The sequence below is a fragment of the Vibrio sp. R78045 genome, assembly GCF_042466085.1.
Lineage (GTDB): Bacteria > Pseudomonadota > Gammaproteobacteria > Enterobacterales > Vibrionaceae > Vibrio > Vibrio cyclitrophicus.
This window is the reverse complement of the sequence record NZ_JAXHBS010000008.1, coordinates 1,206,263-1,227,376: the sequence shown is the minus strand read 5'-3', so window position 1 is coordinate 1,227,376 and position 21,114 is coordinate 1,206,263. Positions and strand designations below refer to the sequence as shown.

9 protein-coding genes (1 of these 9 running past the window's edge) are annotated in these 21,114 nt (G+C 44.0%); 5 read left to right on the top strand and 4 right to left on the bottom strand.

Features of this window, described 5'->3' with window-relative positions:
• Positions 1-78: 78 nt before the first annotated feature.
• From SJY39_RS07840 to SJY39_RS07830, 3 genes are all read right to left on the bottom strand, one after another.
• Positions 79-915: a fumarylacetoacetate hydrolase family protein gene (locus tag SJY39_RS07840; RefSeq protein ID WP_016787924.1), complete on the bottom strand. Its 837-nt coding sequence runs from the start codon at positions 913-915 to the stop codon at positions 79-81.
• A gap of 301 nt (positions 916-1,216) precedes the next feature.
• On the bottom strand, positions 1,217-3,370 hold the full coding sequence (locus SJY39_RS07835) for a heparinase II/III family protein (protein ID WP_016791657.1): 2,154 nt from the start codon (positions 3,368-3,370) through the stop codon (positions 1,217-1,219).
• 2 nt (positions 3,371-3,372) lie between these two features.
• The gene (locus tag SJY39_RS07830; RefSeq protein ID WP_016768615.1) at positions 3,373-5,547 is read right to left on the bottom strand and encodes a heparinase II/III family protein; all 2,175 of its coding nucleotides are present in this window, start codon (positions 5,545-5,547) and stop codon (positions 3,373-3,375) included.
• 333 nt (positions 5,548-5,880) lie between these two features.
• On the opposite strand from SJY39_RS07830, the gene SJY39_RS07825 reads away from it, so the two are divergent.
• The 5 genes from SJY39_RS07825 to SJY39_RS07805 all read left to right on the top strand — a co-directional run bounded on the left by SJY39_RS07825 (position 5,881) and on the right by SJY39_RS07805 (position 11,754).
• Positions 5,881-6,216, top strand: a complete 336-nt coding sequence (locus SJY39_RS07825; protein ID WP_010438329.1) for a cupin domain-containing protein — start codon at positions 5,881-5,883, stop codon at positions 6,214-6,216.
• Between the two features lie 34 nt (positions 6,217-6,250).
• A complete protein-coding gene (locus SJY39_RS07820; RefSeq protein ID WP_010438326.1) occupies positions 6,251-7,183 on the top strand; it encodes a sugar kinase in 933 nt (310 codons plus the stop codon).
• 73 nt (positions 7,184-7,256) lie between these two features.
• Complete coding sequence (locus SJY39_RS07815) at positions 7,257-7,883, top strand: bifunctional 4-hydroxy-2-oxoglutarate aldolase/2-dehydro-3-deoxy-phosphogluconate aldolase (protein WP_010438323.1); 627 nt, start codon at positions 7,257-7,259, stop codon at positions 7,881-7,883.
• A 1,045-nt stretch (positions 7,884-8,928) separates the two neighbouring features.
• On the top strand, positions 8,929-10,695 hold the full coding sequence (locus tag SJY39_RS07810; protein ID WP_010438320.1) for a transporter: 1,767 nt from the start codon (positions 8,929-8,931) through the stop codon (positions 10,693-10,695).
• 294 nt (positions 10,696-10,989) lie between these two features.
• Positions 10,990-11,754 (top strand): transporter substrate-binding domain-containing protein, encoded by a 765-nt coding sequence (locus tag SJY39_RS07805; protein ID WP_010438317.1) that lies wholly within the window; start codon positions 10,990-10,992, stop codon positions 11,752-11,754.
• Positions 11,755-11,925: 171 nt separating this feature from the next.
• Here SJY39_RS07805 and SJY39_RS07800 read toward each other — a convergent pair whose 3' ends face one another.
• On the bottom strand, positions 11,926-21,114 hold the final stretch of the coding sequence (locus tag SJY39_RS07800; RefSeq protein WP_390241648.1) for a retention module-containing protein. Its footprint extends 18,534 nt past the window's final position; only the last 9,189 of its 27,723 coding nucleotides appear in the window; the start codon falls outside the window, past its right edge — the gene reads right to left on this strand; it ends in the stop codon at positions 11,926-11,928.

Sequence of the window (21,114 nt, the reverse complement as noted above, 5' to 3'; positions counted from 1 at the left end):
ACATCATAGATGTCTATCAAAGCCTACTTGCAGAGTAGGCTTTTTTGTTCATGGACAAACGATAAGCAGGTTTCAAAATTAGAAACGTATTTCATTAGTGACAGTCCCTACCCCTTTGATCGTGACCGATACTTGATCTTTATCGACCAATGCATGCGTTCTCCCCGGTGTGCCCATAAATACAAGGTCACCTGGTTTTAGAGTAAAGTAATGGCTTAAGTAACTGACAACTTTTCGCGGGCTGTGAATCATGAAAGATGTATTTTCTTGCTGGACGATATCGCCGTTAACACGTGTTGTAAGTTCGACATCGTTATAATCAACCCCTTTCACAATAGTATGACCAATCGGTCCAAATCCATCCGATGCCTTAGCTCGTAACCATTGTAAATCACTGTTCTGCCAACTTCTCTCCGTTATGTCATTACCCACCGTGACACCGAAAATCGCGTCCTCAGCTTCTTCTTGACTCGCTTTACTGATCTCTTTTCCTATCACTACGACGAGCTCACCTTCAAAATGCACGTTCTGAGCATCAAAAGGGGCATGAATAGTTTCACCCGATAAAATCAAAGAAGATGGAAGCTTCAGAAATAATGGCGGTGGTAAATCAGGATGAGAAGCGGCGTGACTCACGTAATTCATGCCAACGGCAAATACTTTTTCTGGTTCAGTCGGAAGCAGTAGATCAACCGATTCAAGTGGAATCGAGGTTTTCTCAACGGAGTACTCGCTAAAGATGTCGCCATTGATTGGAAAAATAGTACCTTTCGTCAACTTTCCGTAGCTGATTTTGTCTTGATAATGGTAACGCACGAATTGATCTGTATTCGCGTGATTTTGCGAGTCATTTGCTAGCGTATAAGTAGAACAAGAAGCTGTAAGTATTAACGCCAACCCTTCCATTAACTTCATGATTTATCCTTAGTTATTTTATTCCTAACACTTACTGTAGCTTACACATCGACACCATAGTGACTGTTTTCTATTATTTAACGCATTCTCTTTCTTTTCCCACATTTTTCCTTTCCTACACGCATAAAAAAACCGAGCAACTCGCAGTGAGTTACTCGGTTTGACTTATTCCCGATGTATTCAGTCGTTGTTGGTATCAACGAACGATTTTACAATCACGACTGAATTCAATGTGATGCTTCGTTCCCGCAAAGCACCACATCAATACATGCCATGGTTAAACGGCATGTATGTTAATCATTTACAGTTGAGCAAATGATCCTTCCCACGAGTATGTCTCACCCGCGAACTCAACAGTGTGAGTTGCTTGCTGCGTGTCTTCAGCTTGGTTTGAGATACCGTAGTGGTAAGTGTTGCCAGAAGTAGTCTGAATGCAAACAACAGTCCCGACACTGTTATGGCCCACAACAGACACTGATTTAACTAGACCACGAGCGCCTACAGAGGCTTCGATAGATTCGTTAAAGTAACCATGCGTTTCTAGTACAGAAGCAAACACGTGGTTTTGACCAGACTGACGTAAGATAAACGCAGGTTCACTCTTAAGATTGAAGTCTGGATCGTTAGCACCAGTGCGAGCAAAAATCACTTCGCTGCCCGCATTAGCGCTGGTTACTAGGCTGTAGTAGCTGCTGTCATGTAGCCAGCTTACTAGAGAACCCTCTTCGTTCACTTTGCCTGAAGCCACGTTCCATAGGTGTTGGTAACCGTTGTCTTCACCTAATGGCTTAAGCGTTTTTTCCATGTTGTAATCGAAATCAGTACGGATGATCTGGCCAGAGTGGTGAACGGGAAGATCGTACTGGTGCTCAGCGTCAGCTTCGATGCGGTAAACATCAATCACTAACGGCTTCTCGAACTCAGGAAGTTCAGCAAGAATCACGCTGCGTTGCATGTCTACGCCTGTATAGTACTCAGAAATTGTGCCGCTCATGCCTTGCAAAGACTGGTCGTCTGCTACGAAGAAGTGCTTCTGACCAAACTTAGACTCAGCCAATGCTGTGTTGAAGTTATTCTGCGTTTTCTGATCAACCGTTACTGTGTTGTGAGCAACCGTCTGCTTACAGTAAGACTTGTTCTCTGGAATGTAACGACCACCAAACTTAGGCTCAACGTTTACCCAGCGACCGAAGCCGTAATCGTGCAGCACTTCGTGGCCACGGTTGAATACACTTAGGTGCAGTCCATCGTAGTGACCGTGGTCTAGCGCAGAGTGGTACTGGTGATCGCTGCCGTGTTGACCAAACCAGATCAACGCCATTGTGTCGTCGTCTTTCTCATCACGGTGACGAAGAATGCTAACGCCGCCTTTCTCACCTTCAGGGCCGTCGGTAACGAACAGGCTACCCCAGTTGAATGGTTTGATTTCATCAGCTGCTTCAACAGCGTCAGACAATGTTTTACCTGAAGCATGAACCCAAACGTTTTGTTGGTGGTTAGCCATACCAAGCAGAGTTTCAGACTGCTCGTAACGGTGGTAACACACAGACGTTGCCATGATAACGCCTTCATCGTTGATAGAGATCGTCTTCGATGAATCGTTCAGAGCTGGCAATGTACCGTCTGGGAATGCGGTTTTGAATACAGAGTAAGATGTTGTCTTGATCACTGAATCGTTGAATTCATAGATACCGACTTCAGGCTGACGACGTTCAATCGCTTCTGCGAACAGGTAGATTGGACGTAGAGAGAAACGGTGGTAGTAAGGACCTTCCATGTAGTAGCCGTCTGGCGAAAACAGTTGGTCAAGTTGCGCTAAGAAACCGCCGCTTACTTTGTCCAGTTTTAGGCCATAAAGTGCTTTATCTACAGATTCTTGATCGTTGATCGCGTAACCACAGATACCTACCGCTGCCACTGCCCATAGGCCGTGGTTGTGTACGATATCGAAGTCGTGTGCGTAAGTAACAACGAACATTTCGATCATTTGCTTAAGAAGATCGTCTTCGATCAGACGCTTCTGCTCTTCAGAGATTGTGTGGTAAATACAGCTGTACGCACAAGAAGCGTAAAGCATCCACATGTTCTCGTTCAACGTTTGGTGGAACAGCTTACCCGGAGGGTTAGAGTCACGGCTTACGTTGCTTTCCAATGTTGGGTATACCGTCGCGTACGCTGTTAGCATATCAACGATGTAATCACGGTACTTAGTTTCCTCAGTGATAAGGAACAAACGACCCGCTAGATCCATATGGATGTAGTTTTGCTTATGACGGTTATGTTCATAACCGCCACCTTCGCCGTGACCTGGAACTTCGATGCCAACTTCAGCCATGTAAGCGTCAGTTTGTTTAATGTCACGAGTTAGTGCGTTACCTAATAGGCTATCCTTGCCAAGTTCTTTACGAAGCTCTGCTGCTTCTTCAAAGTTAAGTAAAAGTGGTTGATAGCTCATTATTATTTCCCCTGCTCTAAAGTCGTTTCTACTGAGTAGAAGCCTGTCCAGCTGTATACTTTGCCGTTCAGTTCTACTTTGTGTTCAGTGCTGTCAGTTGCGCCAAGTTGGTTACTGATCATCACTGTCACGTTTGATTTCTCTGTCGTAATTTCTACTACTGAACCTACATTCGTGTGAGCAACAACATTGATGTTTTTCACAACACCACGAGCGTTTACTGATTGCTCGAATTCTTCGTTAAAGTAACCGTGCGTTTCTAGCACAGAAGCAAACAATGTTGTTTCGCCTTTGCTACGTAGAATGAATGCAGGCTCTGAACGTAAATTAAAGCTTGGATCGTTAGCACCAGTGCGAGTGAAGATGATTTCTCCGTTCTCGTTCGAACTTGTACCCAACCAAGTATAGTACGTGTCGTTCTGTAACCAGCTAACTAACGCAGTACCATTCACTTCACCACTCGCTACATTCCATAGGTGTTGGTAACCGAAGTCACTTCCTAGTGTGTTTAGCTCTTTGTTTGCTTGGTATTCGAAGTTAGTGCGAATAATTTGACCTTGATATTGATGAGAGTAATCAAACTGGTGGTCGCCTTCGCCGCCTTTTGTCGAACCTAAGCGGTACAAGTCTAACAATAGCGGAGACTCAAGCTCTTCAAGGTTTAGCATGAACACACTGCGTTGCATGTCAAAACCTTCGTAATGGTCGTTAGCAAATGCGCTCATACCGTTAATTTGCTCATCTGCCACTTTGAAGAAGTGAGGCAAACCGTGTACTGCGTCAGCACGCTCAACGTCAAAGTTGTTCTGACATTTCTCATCAATCGTTACTGCATTATGTGCAATCGTTTGACGAGCGTAAGATTTATTTTCATCTAGGTAGCGACCGCCAAATTTTGGCTCAACGTTAACCCAACGACAGAAACCGTATTCACGCAACACTTCTTGACCGCGGTTAAAGAAAGAAATACCCAGCGTATCGAAGTTGCCGTGACCCATGCCGTGTTGACCGTAGTTCATAACAAGTTGAGAAACGTCACCTTTATTATCCTGCATACGGATAAAGCCTTGTGCACCATTGTGGCCTTCAGGACCCTCGCTCAATTCAACACTTGGCCAGAAAGGCATGCCGATTTCTTGTTTAGCTGAAGCCTCTTCGTAGGCTTTAGATAGCTCAAGACCACATGGGTGCATCCATACTGCGTCTTGAATCTTCGCCATACCAAGAATGTTTTGGTCAACGCCACTTTCAGAAGAGTAATGCTTGCTGTAAACACTTACGGCAACCTGAACACCCATATCAGTAATGCCCATTGTGCGAGACGCGTCGTTTAATGCTGGGAATTCACCGTTCGGGTAAGCAGTAGAAAGCATTGCTTGTACTGTGTTACCAATCACGCCGCCTTTGTAGTTGTAGATATCAACTTCGGGCATGTGACGATGAATAACTTCAGCGAACACACACGTTGGGCGAATTGCGTAACGGTGGTAGTAAGGACCTTCCATGTAGTAACCAGAAGGTGCAAACAGTTGAGAAATTTGCGCTAAGAAGCCGCCCGTATCGTTACGGTCGATGCCGTAAACCGACATTTCAAGGTACTCACGCTTGCCTAAAGCAAGACCACAGATACCCACAGCCGCTACAGCCCAAATGCCGTGATTGTGAATGCGGTCGAAGTCGTGTGCGTACTTCACTGTGAACATTTCTAGCATTGGTTCAAAAATGCGAGACTCAATGTTGTCACGTTGTTCCTGTGTCAATGTTGAAGCAACACAAGAGTAAGCTAAGCTTGAAAACATTAACCAGCAGTGTTCATTCAGGATTTGGTGGAACAAACGACCTGTCGGGTTAGTGTTTTTCTGTACGTGGTAATCAAACGTTAGATATTTGTCTGCGTACACTTCCAATAATTCTGTAACGAAGTCTGCGTATTTTTGCTCTTTAGTGATCAAGAACATGCGACCAGCTAAGTTCATGTACGTGTAATTTTGCTTATGGCGGTTATGCTCGTAACCCCCTGCTTCACCGTGACCTGGAACATCAATAGGTAAACGCATGAACGCTTCTAAGTCTTTCGCATTCGCTGCAATGGTTTTGCCCATTAAGCTAGAACGGCCTACTTCAAGGTGAAGTTGCTCAATTTCTGCTTCAGTCAACAATACTGGTTTGGTAGTCATATTCTTTGTCACCCTCAATAAAGAGTTTATCTGTTTAAACTTTGATTAAATTTTCAAACTCCATATAAAGTAATACAATATGAGCTTTAATCATACCTATTCGATGCTAAATGATGAGTAGAATCACATAAATCATCATAAGTCATTGATGTAGTTAACTAATGATAAATTTAGAGCATTTGTTAAGTTATTGATTTATTTACGCAATATAAAGTATCACTTGATCAATATCACACAATTTTAGATATATTGTATTACAATTAGACTCATTCCCTTATTATGAATGCAAGCTAAGTAACACTTAAAAGATTTAAACAGATTAGGAGATACACAATGAACTCTTTCTTTATGCTAGATGAAAATCCGTGGGAAGAACTTGGTGGCGGTATTAAGCGTAAAATCGTTGCTTACACCGACGATCTAATGGCTGTACACCTTTGTTTTGATAAGGGTGCGATTGGCCATCCTCACACACACGAAATTCATGACCAGATCGGTTATGTTGTTCGCGGCAGCTTTGAAGCTGAGATTGAAGGCGAGAAGAGAGTACTTAAAGAAGGCGACGCTTACTTCGCTCGTAAACACATGATGCACGGTGCGGTTGCACTAGAGCAAGACAGCATCCTTCTAGATATCTTCAACCCTGCGCGTGAAGACTTCCTAAAATAATGAATAGCGCAACCTCAGTTGCTAAGGTAAGCATATGAAATCATTAAACATCGCGGTCATTGGCGAGTGCATGGTTGAGCTACAAAAGAAACAAGATGGGCTTAAGCAAAGTTTTGGTGGCGATACACTAAATACGGCACTTTACCTGTCACGCTTAACAAAAGAGCATGGTATCCAAACAAGCTATGTAACCGCACTAGGCACCGACCCATTCAGTACTGACATGCTAGAAAAGTGGCAAGCTGAAGGTATCGACACAAGCTTAGTGGCTCAGCTCGATCACAAACAACCAGGGCTTTATTACATCGAGACCGATGAAACTGGTGAGCGTAGCTTCCACTACTGGCGTAGTGATGCTGCAGCGAAGTTCATGTTTGATCAGCAAGACACGCCTGCTCTACTTGATAAGCTATTCTCTTTTGATGCGGTTTACCTAAGCGGTATTACACTTGCTATCTTGACAGAAAATGGCCGTACACAGCTGTTTAACTTCTTAGACAAATTTAAAGCTCAAGGCGGCCAAGTATTCTTCGACAATAACTACCGTCCTAAACTTTGGGAAAGCCAACAAGAAGCGATTTCTTGGTACTTGAAAATGCTCAAGTACACTGACACGGCCCTACTGACGTTTGATGATGAGCAAGAGTTGTACGGCGACGAAAGCATTGAACAATGTATTGCTCGTACGTCTGAGTCTGGTGTGAAAGAGATCGTTATCAAACGTGGCGCAAAAGACTGCTTAGTCGTTGAAAGCCAAAGTGCTCAATACGTAGCTCCAAACCCAGTTGACAACATCGTAGACACTACGGCCGCTGGCGACTCGTTCAGTGCTGGCTTCTTAGCTAAGCGTTTGAGCGGTGGTAATGCTCGTGATGCCGCATTTGCCGGTCATATTGTGGCAGGAACCGTGATTCAGCATCCAGGTGCTATCATTCCTGTAGATGCGACGCCTGATCTGTCTTTATAATTACGCACTTTATATATTAATCAAGGGCTTGCTTAGTTAAAAGCAAGCCCATAATTAACGTGAGAAAGAATTCATGACTACATTAAATGAACAACTAGCAAACCTAAAAGTAATTCCTGTAATCGCTATCAACCGTGCTGAAGACGCTATCCCTCTAGGTAAAGCTCTTGTTGAAAACGGCATGCCATGTGCAGAAATCACACTACGTACAGAATGTGCAATCGAAGCGATTCGCATCATGCGTAAAGAGTTCCCTGACATGCTAATCGGTTCAGGCACAGTGCTGACTAACGAGCAAGTTGATGCGTCTATCGAAGCCGGTGTTGATTTCATCGTAAGCCCAGGTTTTAACCCACGTACTGTTCAATACTGTATCGATAAAGGCGTAGCTATTGTACCGGGTGTTAACAACCCAAGCCTAGTTGAACAAGCAATGGAAATGGGCCTTCGCACATTGAAGTTCTTCCCTGCTGAGCCGTCTGGCGGTACTGGTATGCTTAAAGCACTAACAGCGGTTTACCCTGTTAAATTTATGCCTACTGGCGGTGTAAGCTTGAAGAATGTAGATGAATATCTATCTATCCCTTCTGTACTTGCGTGCGGTGGTACTTGGATGGTTCCAACTAACCTTATCGACGAAGGTAAGTGGGACGAACTAGGCAAGCTTGTTCGCGATGCAGTTGCTCACGTTAACGCTTAATCTATTTTAGATTTGGTGATAAGGCCTCACTTCGGTGGGGCTTTTTTTTGCTTATAACTAACTGATATATAATGCGAACTGCTCTTTGGCAGTAAATGCTTTGTAAACCAGTATTCTCAATATCAGTCCCTACCCTGAAGTAAACTACGGTCTCGAATCAAACTGACTAAGTGGCTAGTTGGCTCAGTAACTCAACACCAAATACGGCACCTGATACATGGTTAGTTGTTAGGTACACAAACAACTGGGTAAACACAAACTACCTGACTTTAGATAAAGCTTCTTTCTCCCCATAAACGATATCACCGTCGAAGCCCGCTCAACGTGTCACACGCCGATTGTACGTAATTCAACTCACATTCAGTTCTTGTATTCTCTGTTGGCGCTTAAATTACCACTCAGAGCTTAAAATTAATGCTTCTCGAACAATCGTCTATGACTTAAATCACGGTAAGTGCCCACTAACTACCGTCAATTCATATTTTGCACTTAGAACTACTTGCTCAACATCTACGCTGACCGCCTTAGACCTCTTCAACCCGCCGTTGTGCTTCATATAAGAATAAACAAAAAGCTAAATTAAATGTCGAGGGCAATAACTTCTCTCGATAATAAGCAGCTCTACATACAAAGAAACCAAAGCTAACAATGAATAGCAGCATAAAAACCAATAAGCTACACTTAATTTTTTCAAATCCTTCTTATCAAATTAGCGTTTAGATTTAACGTGAATTCCATCGCACAATCACACCTATTTGTAGCACATTTGTTACGGTTATAATTAAAATCTTATAGATCGCCCAATCTATAGATGAACCTTTTATATTGTAATACATATAAACAATTAGAACGTATTTTATTTACGATCTGAAATAAATTAAACAGACATTTAAGTTAAACAAAAACAACAACTTAACTAAAAACAGTGTGAAAGCTAAAAAATCAATGCGACCTAGATCATACTAAAGGCATATTGTAGTACAAATAAACCTTTGAAAGCGTTAATCTAAGCGCAGTTAATTATGATATTTAAAAGGCTGAAAAGATGACTATTGATACTTTTGTTGTTCTCGCCTACTTCTTCTTTTTGATCGCTATTGGTTGGATGTTCCGTAAGTTCACCACCTCTACTAGTGATTACTTCAGAGGTGGCGGCAAAATGTTGTGGTGGATGGTTGGTGCAACTGCCTTCATGACACAATTTTCAGCATGGACGTTTACAGGTGCCGCAGGACGCGCATTCAATGACGGTTTCGTTATTGTAATCCTATTCTTAGCCAATGCATTTGGCTACTTCATGAACTATATGTACTTCGCTCCAAAGTTCCGCCAACTTCGTGTGGTAACGGCGATTGAAGCTATCCGTCAGCGCTTTGGTAAAACGTCTGAACAGTTCTTCACATGGGCAGGCATGCCTGACAGCCTTATCTCTGCAGGTATTTGGCTAAACGGTCTAGCTATCTTTGTAGCAGCAGTATTCAACATCCCAATGGAAGCAACCATTGTGGTAACGGGTATGGTTCTAGTATTGATGGCAGTAACGGGCGGCTCTTGGGCGGTTGTTGCTTCTGACTTCATGCAAATGCTGGTTATCATGGCGGTTACGATTACTTGTGCGGTTGCAGCTTACTTCCACGGTGGCGGCCTAACTAACATCGTTGCTAATTTCGACGGCGACTTCATGTTGGGTAACAACCTAAACTACATGAGCATCTTCATCCTTTGGGTCGTGTTCATTTTCGTGAAGCAGTTCGGTGTAATGAACAACAGCATCAACGCTTACCGTTACCTATGTGCAAAAGACAGTGAAAACGCACGTAAAGCGGCAGGCCTAGCATGTATCCTTATGGTTGTCGGTCCACTAATCTGGTTCCTACCACCTTGGTACGTAAGTGCGTTCATGCCTGATTTCGCATTAGAGTACGCTTCAATGGGTGATAAAGCAGGTGATGCGGCTTACCTAGCATTCGTACAGAACGTAATGCCAGCAGGTATGGTTGGTCTTCTTATGTCAGCAATGTTCGCTGCAACGATGTCTTCTATGGATTCAGGTCTGAACCGTAATGCAGGTATCTTTGTAATGAATTTCTACAGCCCGATTCTTCGTCAGAACGCGACTCAGAAAGAGCTGGTTATCGTAAGTAAGCTAACCACTATCATGATGGGTATTATCATCATCGCGATTGGCTTGTTCATTAACTCTCTACGTCACTTGAGCTTGTTCGATATCGTAATGAACGTAGGTGCATTAATTGGCTTCCCAATGCTTATCCCTGTACTACTAGGTATGTGGATTCGTAAGACGCCTGACTGGGCTGGTTGGTCTACCCTAGTGGTTGGTGGCTTCGTTTCTTACATCTTCGGTATCTCGCTTCAAGCAGAAGACATCGAAAACCTATTTGGTCTAGAAACAGCGCTTACTGGCCGTGAATGGAGCGACTTGAAAGTTGGTCTAAGCTTAGCAGCTCACGTCGTGTTCACTGGTGGTTACTTCATCATGACTTCTCGCTTCTACAAAGGCCTATCGCCAGAGCGTGAGAAAGAAGTTGACCAATTATTCACTAACTGGAACACGCCGCTAGTCGCGGAAGGTGAAGAGCAACAAAACCTAGATACTAAACAGCGTTCAATGCTTGGTAAGCTTATCAGCACAGCAGGTTTCGGTATCCTAGCAATGGCTCTGATTCCAAACGAACCAACAGGACGCTTGTTGTTCCTGCTATGTGGTTCAATGGTACTAACCGTTGGTATCCTCCTGGTTAACGCATCTAAAGCTCCGGCTAAGATGAACAACGAATCAGTTGCTAAGTAGCTAAATAGGCAACTAACAAGTTAAACCCATAATGAAGCCCATGTTATTCGATAACATGGGCTATTTGTTTACCACTCAAACTTGCTGATACTTTTAACTCTGAATAGCACTTTAATGTGTATTATCTCCCTTTTAAACCTTTCTATTACACCCGTTAACTCCCTCGTACAAATAGAGTTCTCTTAACTCTATTTTTTGTAGTCTCACTTTTTTGATACTTTCCAATGGTTTGATCTCTTTCTCGGATTGTTTCTGTTACTTTGAATAACAACACAAACACAACAGATAATTACAATGACAAAAACATCACTATTACTTGCTTCCATTGCTCTGGCACTTTCCGGCGCAGCGCAAGCTGACCAGTTAGAAGACATTCAAAAATCAGGCACACTTCGCGTCGGCACCACAGGCGACTACAAACCTTTTTCTTACTTCGACGGCAAAACCTACTCTGGTTATGACATTGACGTGGCTAAGCATGTTGCAGAGCAGCTAGGCGTCGAATTACAGATTGTTCGTACCACATGGAAAGATCTGCTAACCGACCTCGACAGCGATAAATACGACATTGCGATGGGCGGTATTACGCGCAAAATGCAGCGTCAGTTAAACGCAGAACAAACTCAAGGCTACATGACCTTTGGTAAGTGCTTCTTAGTCGCGAAAGGCAAAGCAGAACAATACAACAGTATAGAAAAAGTGAACCTTTCTTCAGTGCGTGTTGGCGTCAATATCGGCGGGACTAACGAGATTTTTGCGGATGCTAACTTGCAAGACGCGAGCTTTACACGTTATGAGAACAACCTAGACGTTCCGCAAGCCGTTGCGGAAGGTAAAGTTGATGTGATGGTCACAGAAACTCCTGAAGGACTGTTCTATCAAGTGACTGATGAGCGCCTTGAAGCTGCTCGTTGTGAGACACCGTTTACCAACAGCCAATTCGGTTACCTGATACCAAAAGGTGAACAACGTTTGTTGAACACGGTGAACTTCATTATGGATGAAATGAAATTGAAAGGCGTTGAAGAAGAGTTCCTGATCCACAACTCGCTAAAATAATCTTGTTGTAGTTTATACAGAGCAAAAAAATAGGCCAACATTAGCATTGCTGGCCTATTTCGTTTGGTTTTATGGTTCGCCTCTAATAGTTATCGTTTACCTATTAGTATCTATAACTAGCTATTTACCATCTAGAGATCTCTCAACTAGCTGTCGCTCACCTAATTAGCTTTAACCGTGAGTAATAACATTCTGCTGAACTAACGCATCCAGAATATCTGACGGCATGGTGCTGCTTAGCGTCAACTGAGGTGCAAGGTCTTCAACCACAATCACTTGTTCCGTAGTACCTAGACCATCCGGATTGATCGTAAGCTCAATATCATCCCCATCGACTTTCGCGTCTATCTGTTGCAATAACGCTGTCATGTCTGGAGATGTGTTCTTAAGTTCAGGTAACACTTCACGCAGGTCAATCTGGTCTCCTTCAGATAGGCTGAAATCGGTAATGGTATCTTCAACACCGTCTTCAATGTTAAGCCATACAAACGAGTCCATACCGTCACCGCCGGTTAAAATATCTGAACCGCCGCCGCCAATAAGCGTATCGTTGCCATCACCACCAAGAAGGGTATCGTTGCCCTCGCCGCCAACAAGCGTATCATCTCCCGTTCCACCTTCCAGTCTGTCATTTCCAGAACCGGCAGTCAGGTCGGTATTGTTAGCGCCAGCCAATAGTTGCACATCATCCGTTTCCGCAGCCAAGTTAATATCAATCGCGTCAGAGACAATGTTCAAGTTAAGGTCTATTGAAGCCGAAGTGGCAGTGTCATTATTGTCTGTCTCTTCAGAAACAGCTTCAACTTTAAGTGTATAACCACCCGGAGTTTCAGAGAGTCCTACAACTTTCAAACTATCAATCGCATCAGCCGTTGCTACCCAAACACCATTCTCAAGAGTCACTATACCTACATCACTGGTGATTTGAGCACCAGCAGGTACGTCGCTGATATGCAACGTTAACTCTTCCGTAATGTCAGTTAAGGCTGCAATAATACCAACCAAAGGAATACCACTCGCACTGACTGACTGACTCGCGGTAATGTTTCTCACGTAGTTAGAGGCAGTATCAATTGATAAAGTAGGCGTATTCGCAACTGGCGTAACAGCAATGTTGTAAACCACAGGTACAGTTTCTATTGCGATACCCGAAGGGTTTCCACTGTCTTTAGCGGTAACCTCCAAGCCAATAATATTGATTGGTGAAAGGCTCGCATCGAGATAAACACCATTTGGACTGGTTGGCGTATCAATCAACGCATTCAAATCGCTTAGAGTACCGACTAAGATAACCGAACCTGTGTTGTTGCCATTTACCACCACTGTTGTCATAGCTGGTAATGATACATTCAGTGTACCGTAATCCACAGCCAGCGTGACGGTCATGAGATCATCAGAAAATGTATCAACATAATCAGGGTCACTGACATTGATACCACTCAATAACTGACCAGCATCCTCGTCAACAACCGTAGTGACGCTGTCACCATTAACAACAGGTGTATCGTTCACTCCATCGACAATCGCGGTGATCTCCGCAGTATCCATAAGGAAGTCATTGACGCCGTTGGTTGTACCATCATCTTCGACGGTATAAGTGAACTTAACGTTACCGTTGTATTCATCAGCCGCAGCAAATACCCAGTATGGGCCAGTGATCGTAGCGTCATCAGCACCACCCACGTTTTCAAAGCGCTGTAACTGACCTTGGCCTTCATCGATTACCAGATTAGTCACGGTAATCGTGTCATTTTCCGGATCACTCGTCGCAGCAATTAAGTCTTCCTCTTTGATGATCAACTTACCTTCTTCAAGAATGTTTCCTAAGTCGATATCCGTTGCCACCGGCTGATCATTCACTGCTGTTACCACTACGCTGATTTCGCCTGTATCTGTTAAGAAATCATCAGCGCCGTTGGTTGTACCATCGTCCTCAACGGTATAAGTGAACTTAACATCACCGTTGTATTCGTTGGCTGCGGTAAATACCCAGTATGGGCCAGTGATCGTAGCATCATCAGCACCACCGACGTTCTCAAAGCGTTGTAATTGGCCCTGACCTTGATCGAGCACCAAACTGTTCACAGTAATCGTGTCGTTTTCCGGATCAGTAGTTGAGGAAATCAAGTCTTGCTCTTTAATGATCAACTGATCTTCTTCAAGCATGGTGCCCAAATCAATATCCGATGCCACCGGCTGATCATTAACTTCAGTAACCACAAGGCTAATTTCAGCATTATCAGTTAAGAAATCATCCGCACCGTTGGTTGTGCCATCATCAATGATGTCGTATTTGAACTTCACATCGCCATTGAAATCATTGGCTGCAATGAATATCCAGTACGGTCCCGTAATCGCTGCGTCATCAGCACCACCAGCATTTTCAAAGCGTGTTAGCTGACCTTGCCCTTGAGTCAGAGTCACACCGGTTACCGTGAGATTATGGTTTTCTAGATCAGAACTGGCTGCAATCAAGTCACTTTCAACAATCACGATTTGGCCGTCTTCCATAATCGAACCCAAATCAACATCAGTCGCAACAGGAGCGTCATTCACTTCCGTCACCTTAATGGTAAACGTGGTTTGATTGGTTTGAGCAGTATTCGGGTCACCCGCGTCAATCAGACCATTGTTGCCACCATCATCAACCGTTGCCGTCACTGTTGCGACACCATTTTGGTTTAGGTAGTTTTCATCAGCACCTAACTCAAATTGAACACTTCCAGAGTTTAAAGCACTGTTGATATCACCTAATGTCCCCTCAAGAGTGATTGCACTTCCCGAAACTGGAACTGATGTTACCCCAGTAAAACCTCCAAAGTTCAATGTACCTTGGTCTACAGATAGCGTTAACGTGTAAATCGCAGTTGGATCGTCATAAACCGCATCAGAGTCGGCAATCTTGAAGCCAGATATATCACTCAAGGCAATTGAAGTATCTTCCGGGGTTTCAATGTTGGTCACATTCACAAACGTCGGTTGATCGTTGATAGGATCAATCACTAAATCAACATCAAAGCTGGTTGGCGTGCCTAAGTATTCGGTGTTGTCAGCGTCTGTATCTACAGAACGAACCGTAATTTGCAATGGTCCATTGATGCCAAGCGCATTGCCTGCATCGCTATTATGTTCACCCGAATTAAATACGATCTTATCGAGCGACTGCGCCGATACATCCAATGTCCAAAGTTGTGTCACCGGATCGTAGCTAGCCAATGTCGTGCCGTCTGGATAGAAAATAGAAGCATCTTGAGGCACTCCCGCCACTTCAACTCGAAGTGTTTCAGGTGCATTTTCAGTAAACGTTCCGCTTCCTGTAGCCGACAATTCTTTGTCCAAAATAGTCGCATTGATTTCGATATCAATGTTTTGGCCTTCATTCCCGGTGACAGAATCGGTTGGGTTGGTATCAACATCATCACCAACTGGTACCACATGCAGCTTGAAGCTTGGCAAATTTTCTGCAGCAGTAGGCACACCCAACAAAGATTCTTGAGTGAAGACCTCCACACCAAACTCGGCCGTACCACTGAAATTTTTCGGTGGTAAAATTGACAACTCACTGAGGTCGAATGACAGTCCTGATGCTTGAGGCAGTTGAACGCTCCATTCACCACCACCGTTGTTCTTCACTGTGTAAGTTGAGGCAGCGTCTGCACTCATTAAGAAGCCATCTGGTACACCCGTAAACTTAATTGAAACGAACTGCTCTGAACCATCAAGGTCAGTCAATGCGATCGATACTGGCCCCGTACCTGACAAGGAAATAAGCTGGTCTTCGTTACCTGTAATCTCGATAACATCTGGGTCACTGCCCGGCCCTGTAACAAGAACATCATCCACGACAGGAACCACTTCAAAGTTTACAGTCGTAGAGAAAGTATCCGTGTCAGTCGCGCTACCAACAGGAGAAGCTGTCTCATTGTAGGTAGCCGTGTCGGTAATTGTCCCGCTGACATTCACTTGAATCTGATTAACGTCATTACCCGTCGGGTAGTTTGGTGCAGCTCTGAACAAGACGTTATCTAGAGCACCCGCGTTGATCTCCGATTCATCGAAGGTCAACGCTGTGCCAAGAGATACACCCGCGCTGGTATAAAACGCACCGACACTCGTGTCATCTAAAGTCAGCGTAATAGATGTGAATTTTTCGTCACCGCCTTCAACCCCACTTACTTGGTCAGTAATAGTTGAGCTGAAATCAAGCTGGATATAGGTATCTTCGTAGCCAACTGGATCTTGTCCAGCTTGGCCATCGGTATCGACAGGATTAAACGAATCGTCGAGCGAACCAACCACCGTAACATCGATGTCTGGATTGCCTTCAACATCTGGTGCGACTTTGATTACCACATCGGTCACCAAGGTGTTTTCATCACCTGAAAGGAGATCTTTGGTCACAATGGTTAGTGGTAACTTAAAGTCACCAGAGTAGTCCGCTGGTAGATTCAGTAACAGCCCAGAAAAGTCCGTTAAAACGTTCTGGTCGACTGTCGTCTCAAAGACATACTTTCCATTAACGAAATCGACTTCACTGCTTCCCGACAAACTAATTGGGAAGGTGCCTCCTGGATTAATAGTAACTGAGTCATCAATGATAATGGTGACTTGGTCTTTTGAAGCATCTTCTCCAGAGAAAGTGATCAAGTTATTTAGCGCAGCTCCTAGGTCTAACTGTGTGTCTTCTATAGCATCGACAACGCTATCTGGTGTCATCGTAATATCTGCAGCAACCTCATTCCCACCAATAAGTACTTGAGGGAAAGATAGGACTACATCACCTTCTCGTTCAACTGCTGGTGATGATTCTGTCTCAACGCCATCACCGCGATCAATTACGGTACTAAAGATGTTCATCTTTATTTCATTGAACAAGCCAGGAGTACTAGTAGTTAGCGGGAAACTAAGACCGTTCGGTGCACTGATGCTAAATAAGTCCTCATTCGTCACAACCCAGCGACCATTGCCTTCATATGCAGCACCAATAACAAGTAACTGATTTAGCACATCATCTGATAACGCCGAATCGTTCACGTTTGTTAATTCAATAACCAATTGGTCTACTTCTTCAATCGCAGATGAAGCATCCGTTTCTTGGTATCGGATGACAAACTCATCCGTAGCGGATGGGTTATCGCTGTTGGTCGTAAACTTAATTACACCTGTAAGAAGATCGGCAACAACACTTATCAAACCACCAATTCCTGCAACATCATCGACGATGAGTTTATTGGTAGTGCCATTGTCAGTCTCAACTACAGGCCTAACGACAACATTGATCGTCCCCATAACCGTCGCTGTAGCGATACCCTCACCAGAATCAGAAGAGTCCACATACTCATTATCACGCTCCTCGACCTCAACTTCCGTTGTCAATGTAAAATCAACGCTCGAGTCAGATGGGGGTGTCATTTGAATAAAGTTATTCGCTAATGCAATTTGGGTAAATTGTTCAGGTGTTTGATTACTATCTTTTGGTGTAATCGTTAACGTACCAGCGCCATCATCAACAACAGTAACATCACCATTTACGACAGCAGTTACCCCCGATGGAATACCTGAGATTATGATAGAGGTAAAATGCTCATCGGAATCAATATAATCGGCTCCATCAGGATGCCAATCGATATTGATTACTGAATCTTCATTACCATTGGTCGCATTAACGTAATTCGTTGATGTGTCAATTACTGGCTCAACCAACACTCTAATCTCTTGATCAAATGTCAGTGTATGACCATCATTTTCGGTCACAACTATTTTGCCTTGGATGTGGATATTCTCAGTTGATGAGTCAACAGGTCTGATACGAATGCCCGACGTTTTGCCCGCATCAGTAATATTCGCTTCGTAGATAGGTTTGGATAGGTCAGGGCTACCGCCCGATCCGGTTTCATAACCAACAAAATTAAGGTCAATCACCGTACCATCGCCATCTTCGAGGATGACCCCGTCAGGGATACCCGAAAGGATTACAGTGATTGCTTCAGACCCATCTCCTGTTAAAGGAGAATCCGCGAGATCATCAGGTTTACGTTCACCAGACAACACCGTGAAATCAAGCTCTGCAAAGCTGTCGCCGTTTTGACTCTCTTGAATCGTAGTTTGAACGCCGCTTGCAGTACCATCTGTAATTGAGGTCCAATCGGTACCATTCGTCCCACCATACGGAACATCTGCAACACCTTTAACCTCGACGTTGACCGTCTTAGTACCCAGAATTTCTTCATCAACTTGTTGAGGGTTGGTTGACAGGTTTGCAGTATCTTTGACTACACCGGTAACATCAAAGGTGAAATCTACATTACTGTGTTTAGTTGGAACAACCTCAACATTAGCCAAATCGGAATATGCGATTTCTTGATAATTGGTACCATTAACGGTAGGAACTACCGTGGTTGTACCTACAAAGTAAAGCACTGCGCCTTCTGTGATATTACTGATACGGACAAACAGTTCTTCAGAGCCATCTGTGTCCACCGACCCTGTCATGGTAATGACTTCGTCTAACGTGAATGCGTCTTTGTTGTCCAAAGGGCCAATGTAATCAGGGTCATCGATATTGTCTTCGTTGATCTTGATACGACTCACACTGAATTTTCCTGGGTCGGCGTCAGCAGTGACATCAATAATGATGTTTTGCTCTACAGAACGAGCTTGAGTTTTATCATTTGCTCCGCCATTGGCGGTATCTTCATAAGGGTTCAGTGTTTCCTTTGTAACCGCTATTGCTTTGAATTCAATCTGACCAGAGAAGTTATCGATCGGGTTAACTACGGTGCTGTTAATGTCTTCTGCCGCTATTTCATATACACCATCCGTCGTCAGCGTAAGCACATTGCCGTTCTTATCAAGCAGCTCGAACTTCCCATCACCTTGAACAGCTTCAAGTTCATAGGTAATCGTCTCAGTATTACTGTTATCTTGCGACTCTGCGTTCAGCTGCAAAGTAACGTTGTCTTCATCTTCGTTCACTTGATAATGATAAGTGCTGTTGGAATCATCCCAAGTCGCTATATCAGCCACCGCTTCAATCTCGATTCTGAAGTTTGAGTTGATGGTGTGATCCGTGGAGCCATTTTTCTCAATTTCAAGCTCATAACGAACTCGCCCACCAGTTTCATCCGAACTAGCGTGTTGGTCCGGAACAAAGAACAGGTTGTCTATCGTCGCGATAGTTTGTCTTGGTTCACTCGGGTTTGGAGCAAAGCTTTGTTCAAGTTCAGGAGAACCAAATATAATGCTTCCATTTGACTCAGGTACCAATTCAATGTAATCAGCACCATCAAAGTAATAAAAAGTACCTTGGTGACTATCACCTCCGTTCGGGCTTTTAATCGTCAACTGCCCAATAGATTCAGCATTATCTTGGTCATACAGACTAACTTGCAGCGCAACTTGAGCTGGTGCATTAGGCAAACCATTTTGGTTATCTTGAACGTTCTCAAGAGTCGGTTCATCACCCGTTGCGTAAGGTATCGTTAAATCTCTACCCGCATCCTCGAAGGTAGTCACTTTCAGCGCGATTCTTGTAGAGTCCCTATCTGTAATCGTGATATCTAACGGTGTTTCAGAGGTATCTAAATCGCCGTCCGTCGCAATCACGTTAATCGAGAAGTCGATGGTGTCAAGACCGTCATGATCGAGATAACCGTTAGCTCTGAATTCAACCTCGCCATTTGAGTTAATACGAAGTCGACCAAGCTGTCGAGTATCAACGCCTCCATTACCATCATCCGTTTGCTCGTAAACGCGAACCTGTTGGCTGCCAATGTTTAAATCGAAGTCACTACTGTAAGGCCCACTGTTCTCAGCTCGGAAAACAATTCCACTTCCGTCAAAGGCCTCAATTTTGCTCAGTACTGCGCCATCAGAACCCACATCAGTCGCATCAGCAAACATGTCGACTTTAGAGTTGTTGTAACCCTGCCCTTCAAGACGAGTAATCGACTGAGTTGTCACTAATGGAACATCATCCGTGACCGTGATTTTCAGATCGATCGCGTCTGATTGGTCTTGGTCAAAATCTTCAGCCACGATAGAGAAATCAAGCTCTATGGTGTTTTCATTCGCGCCATCAGGGTGCTTAAGTGGTTTAAACAGCTCAAATTGATAGCTGTTGTTTGAGGTATCAAAAATGATTTCAAACACAGGCTGATTGCTGGTTACAGTCTGTGCAACATAAGTGAAGGTTGTGCCGCTTTGTGAAACAGGCAGCCACTCTAGGCTTTCTCCATCAGAAGTTAAGCCTGTAATCACCAAGTTTTCATCGACCAATTCGTACTTAACAACACCATCAGCGCCTTCATCAACGGTGAATAGCCCATTGATAATTGTATCTTCGGATTGATCCGAACCAATCCCAGCAAGATCATCTTCATCGACAACCGTCTCACCCGTTGGCGGACTCATCACTGGCACATCATCGATCACCTCGATTGGCAATACATACTGATTAGAATCATCACCATCACTGTCAACAGCCACTACATTAAAGGAGATAGGCAGCTTATTTCTCGCCTCTGAGCTAGGCTCATGATCTAGAGGACCAAGTAAGGTAAATGTGTATGACCCATCGTTACCCAAAACAAGAGTAAAAATCGGTGTTCCACTTGTGGTGGTTCCTTGATAGGTGGTTGTGTTCGCTGCTCCAGAGATCTCAGTAATCGAAATTGCTTCACCACTTGAGGTAAGCGTAGGTTCTAGAGTCGCTATATTACGGAGTTCGTAAACCTCGACTTGATCTGCACCTTGTGTGGTTACAAACGAACCCGTTGCTTGTGCCAGAGTGCCTAAATCATCTTCATAAACCACAAACGTACTCGCGACAGTGGTGTCAGTAATGGTTGGTACATCATCGGTAATGGTCACCGTAAGAGGTTTCATCGCTGAATCAGTGTCGTCTTTGTCGACTGCGATCACTGGCAAGGTGAAGATTTGGTTGTTATTACCTTGTACCGGCAGATGATCTAACTCTTCTAACAATATGAAGGTATATCGGCCAAGCACCGAGCTATCAAAAGTGATAGTGAAAATATCCGTTTGGACACCGCCGCTTTCAACATAACCAATATAATTATCGCTGTTCAGAGGATCTTCTTTTAACTGAACCACCAAGCCATCAGCTTTCAGATCGCCTGATGTGTTGAATTGAGCCGAATCAATACGGAAGTGGCTCACATCATCACTTCCTGCTGTGAAAATAATGGTTTCAGTTTGGCTCACAGGTAAGCCCGGTGAAGAGCCATCAACCAAATTGGCTTCAGCTAAAGCGATGGTTGGTAAAGTATTGATAGTTGGTGGCGCGCCATCCGCGATGGTTAGCGTTACTGTCGAAGTAACAACATCGCCATCTTTGTC

What these genes read in the sequence shown, in the direction of transcription:
- SJY39_RS07840 (WP_016787924.1), bottom strand. Translation starts at nt 915, where the DNA reads ATGAAGTTAATGGAAGGGTTGGCGTTAATACTTACAGCTTCTTGTTCT.
- SJY39_RS07835 (WP_016791657.1), bottom strand. Translation starts at nt 3,370, where the DNA reads ATGAGCTATCAACCACTTTTACTTAACTTTGAAGAAGCAGCAGAGCTT.
- SJY39_RS07830 (WP_016768615.1), bottom strand. Translation starts at nt 5,547, where the DNA reads ATGACTACCAAACCAGTATTGTTGACTGAAGCAGAAATTGAGCAACTT.
- SJY39_RS07825 (WP_010438329.1), top strand. Translation starts at nt 5,881, where the DNA reads ATGAACTCTTTCTTTATGCTAGATGAAAATCCGTGGGAAGAACTTGGT.
- SJY39_RS07820 (WP_010438326.1), top strand. Translation starts at nt 6,251, where the DNA reads ATGAAATCATTAAACATCGCGGTCATTGGCGAGTGCATGGTTGAGCTA.
- SJY39_RS07815 (WP_010438323.1), top strand. Translation starts at nt 7,257, where the DNA reads ATGACTACATTAAATGAACAACTAGCAAACCTAAAAGTAATTCCTGTA.
- SJY39_RS07810 (WP_010438320.1), top strand. Translation starts at nt 8,929, where the DNA reads ATGACTATTGATACTTTTGTTGTTCTCGCCTACTTCTTCTTTTTGATC.
- SJY39_RS07805 (WP_010438317.1), top strand. Translation starts at nt 10,990, where the DNA reads ATGACAAAAACATCACTATTACTTGCTTCCATTGCTCTGGCACTTTCC.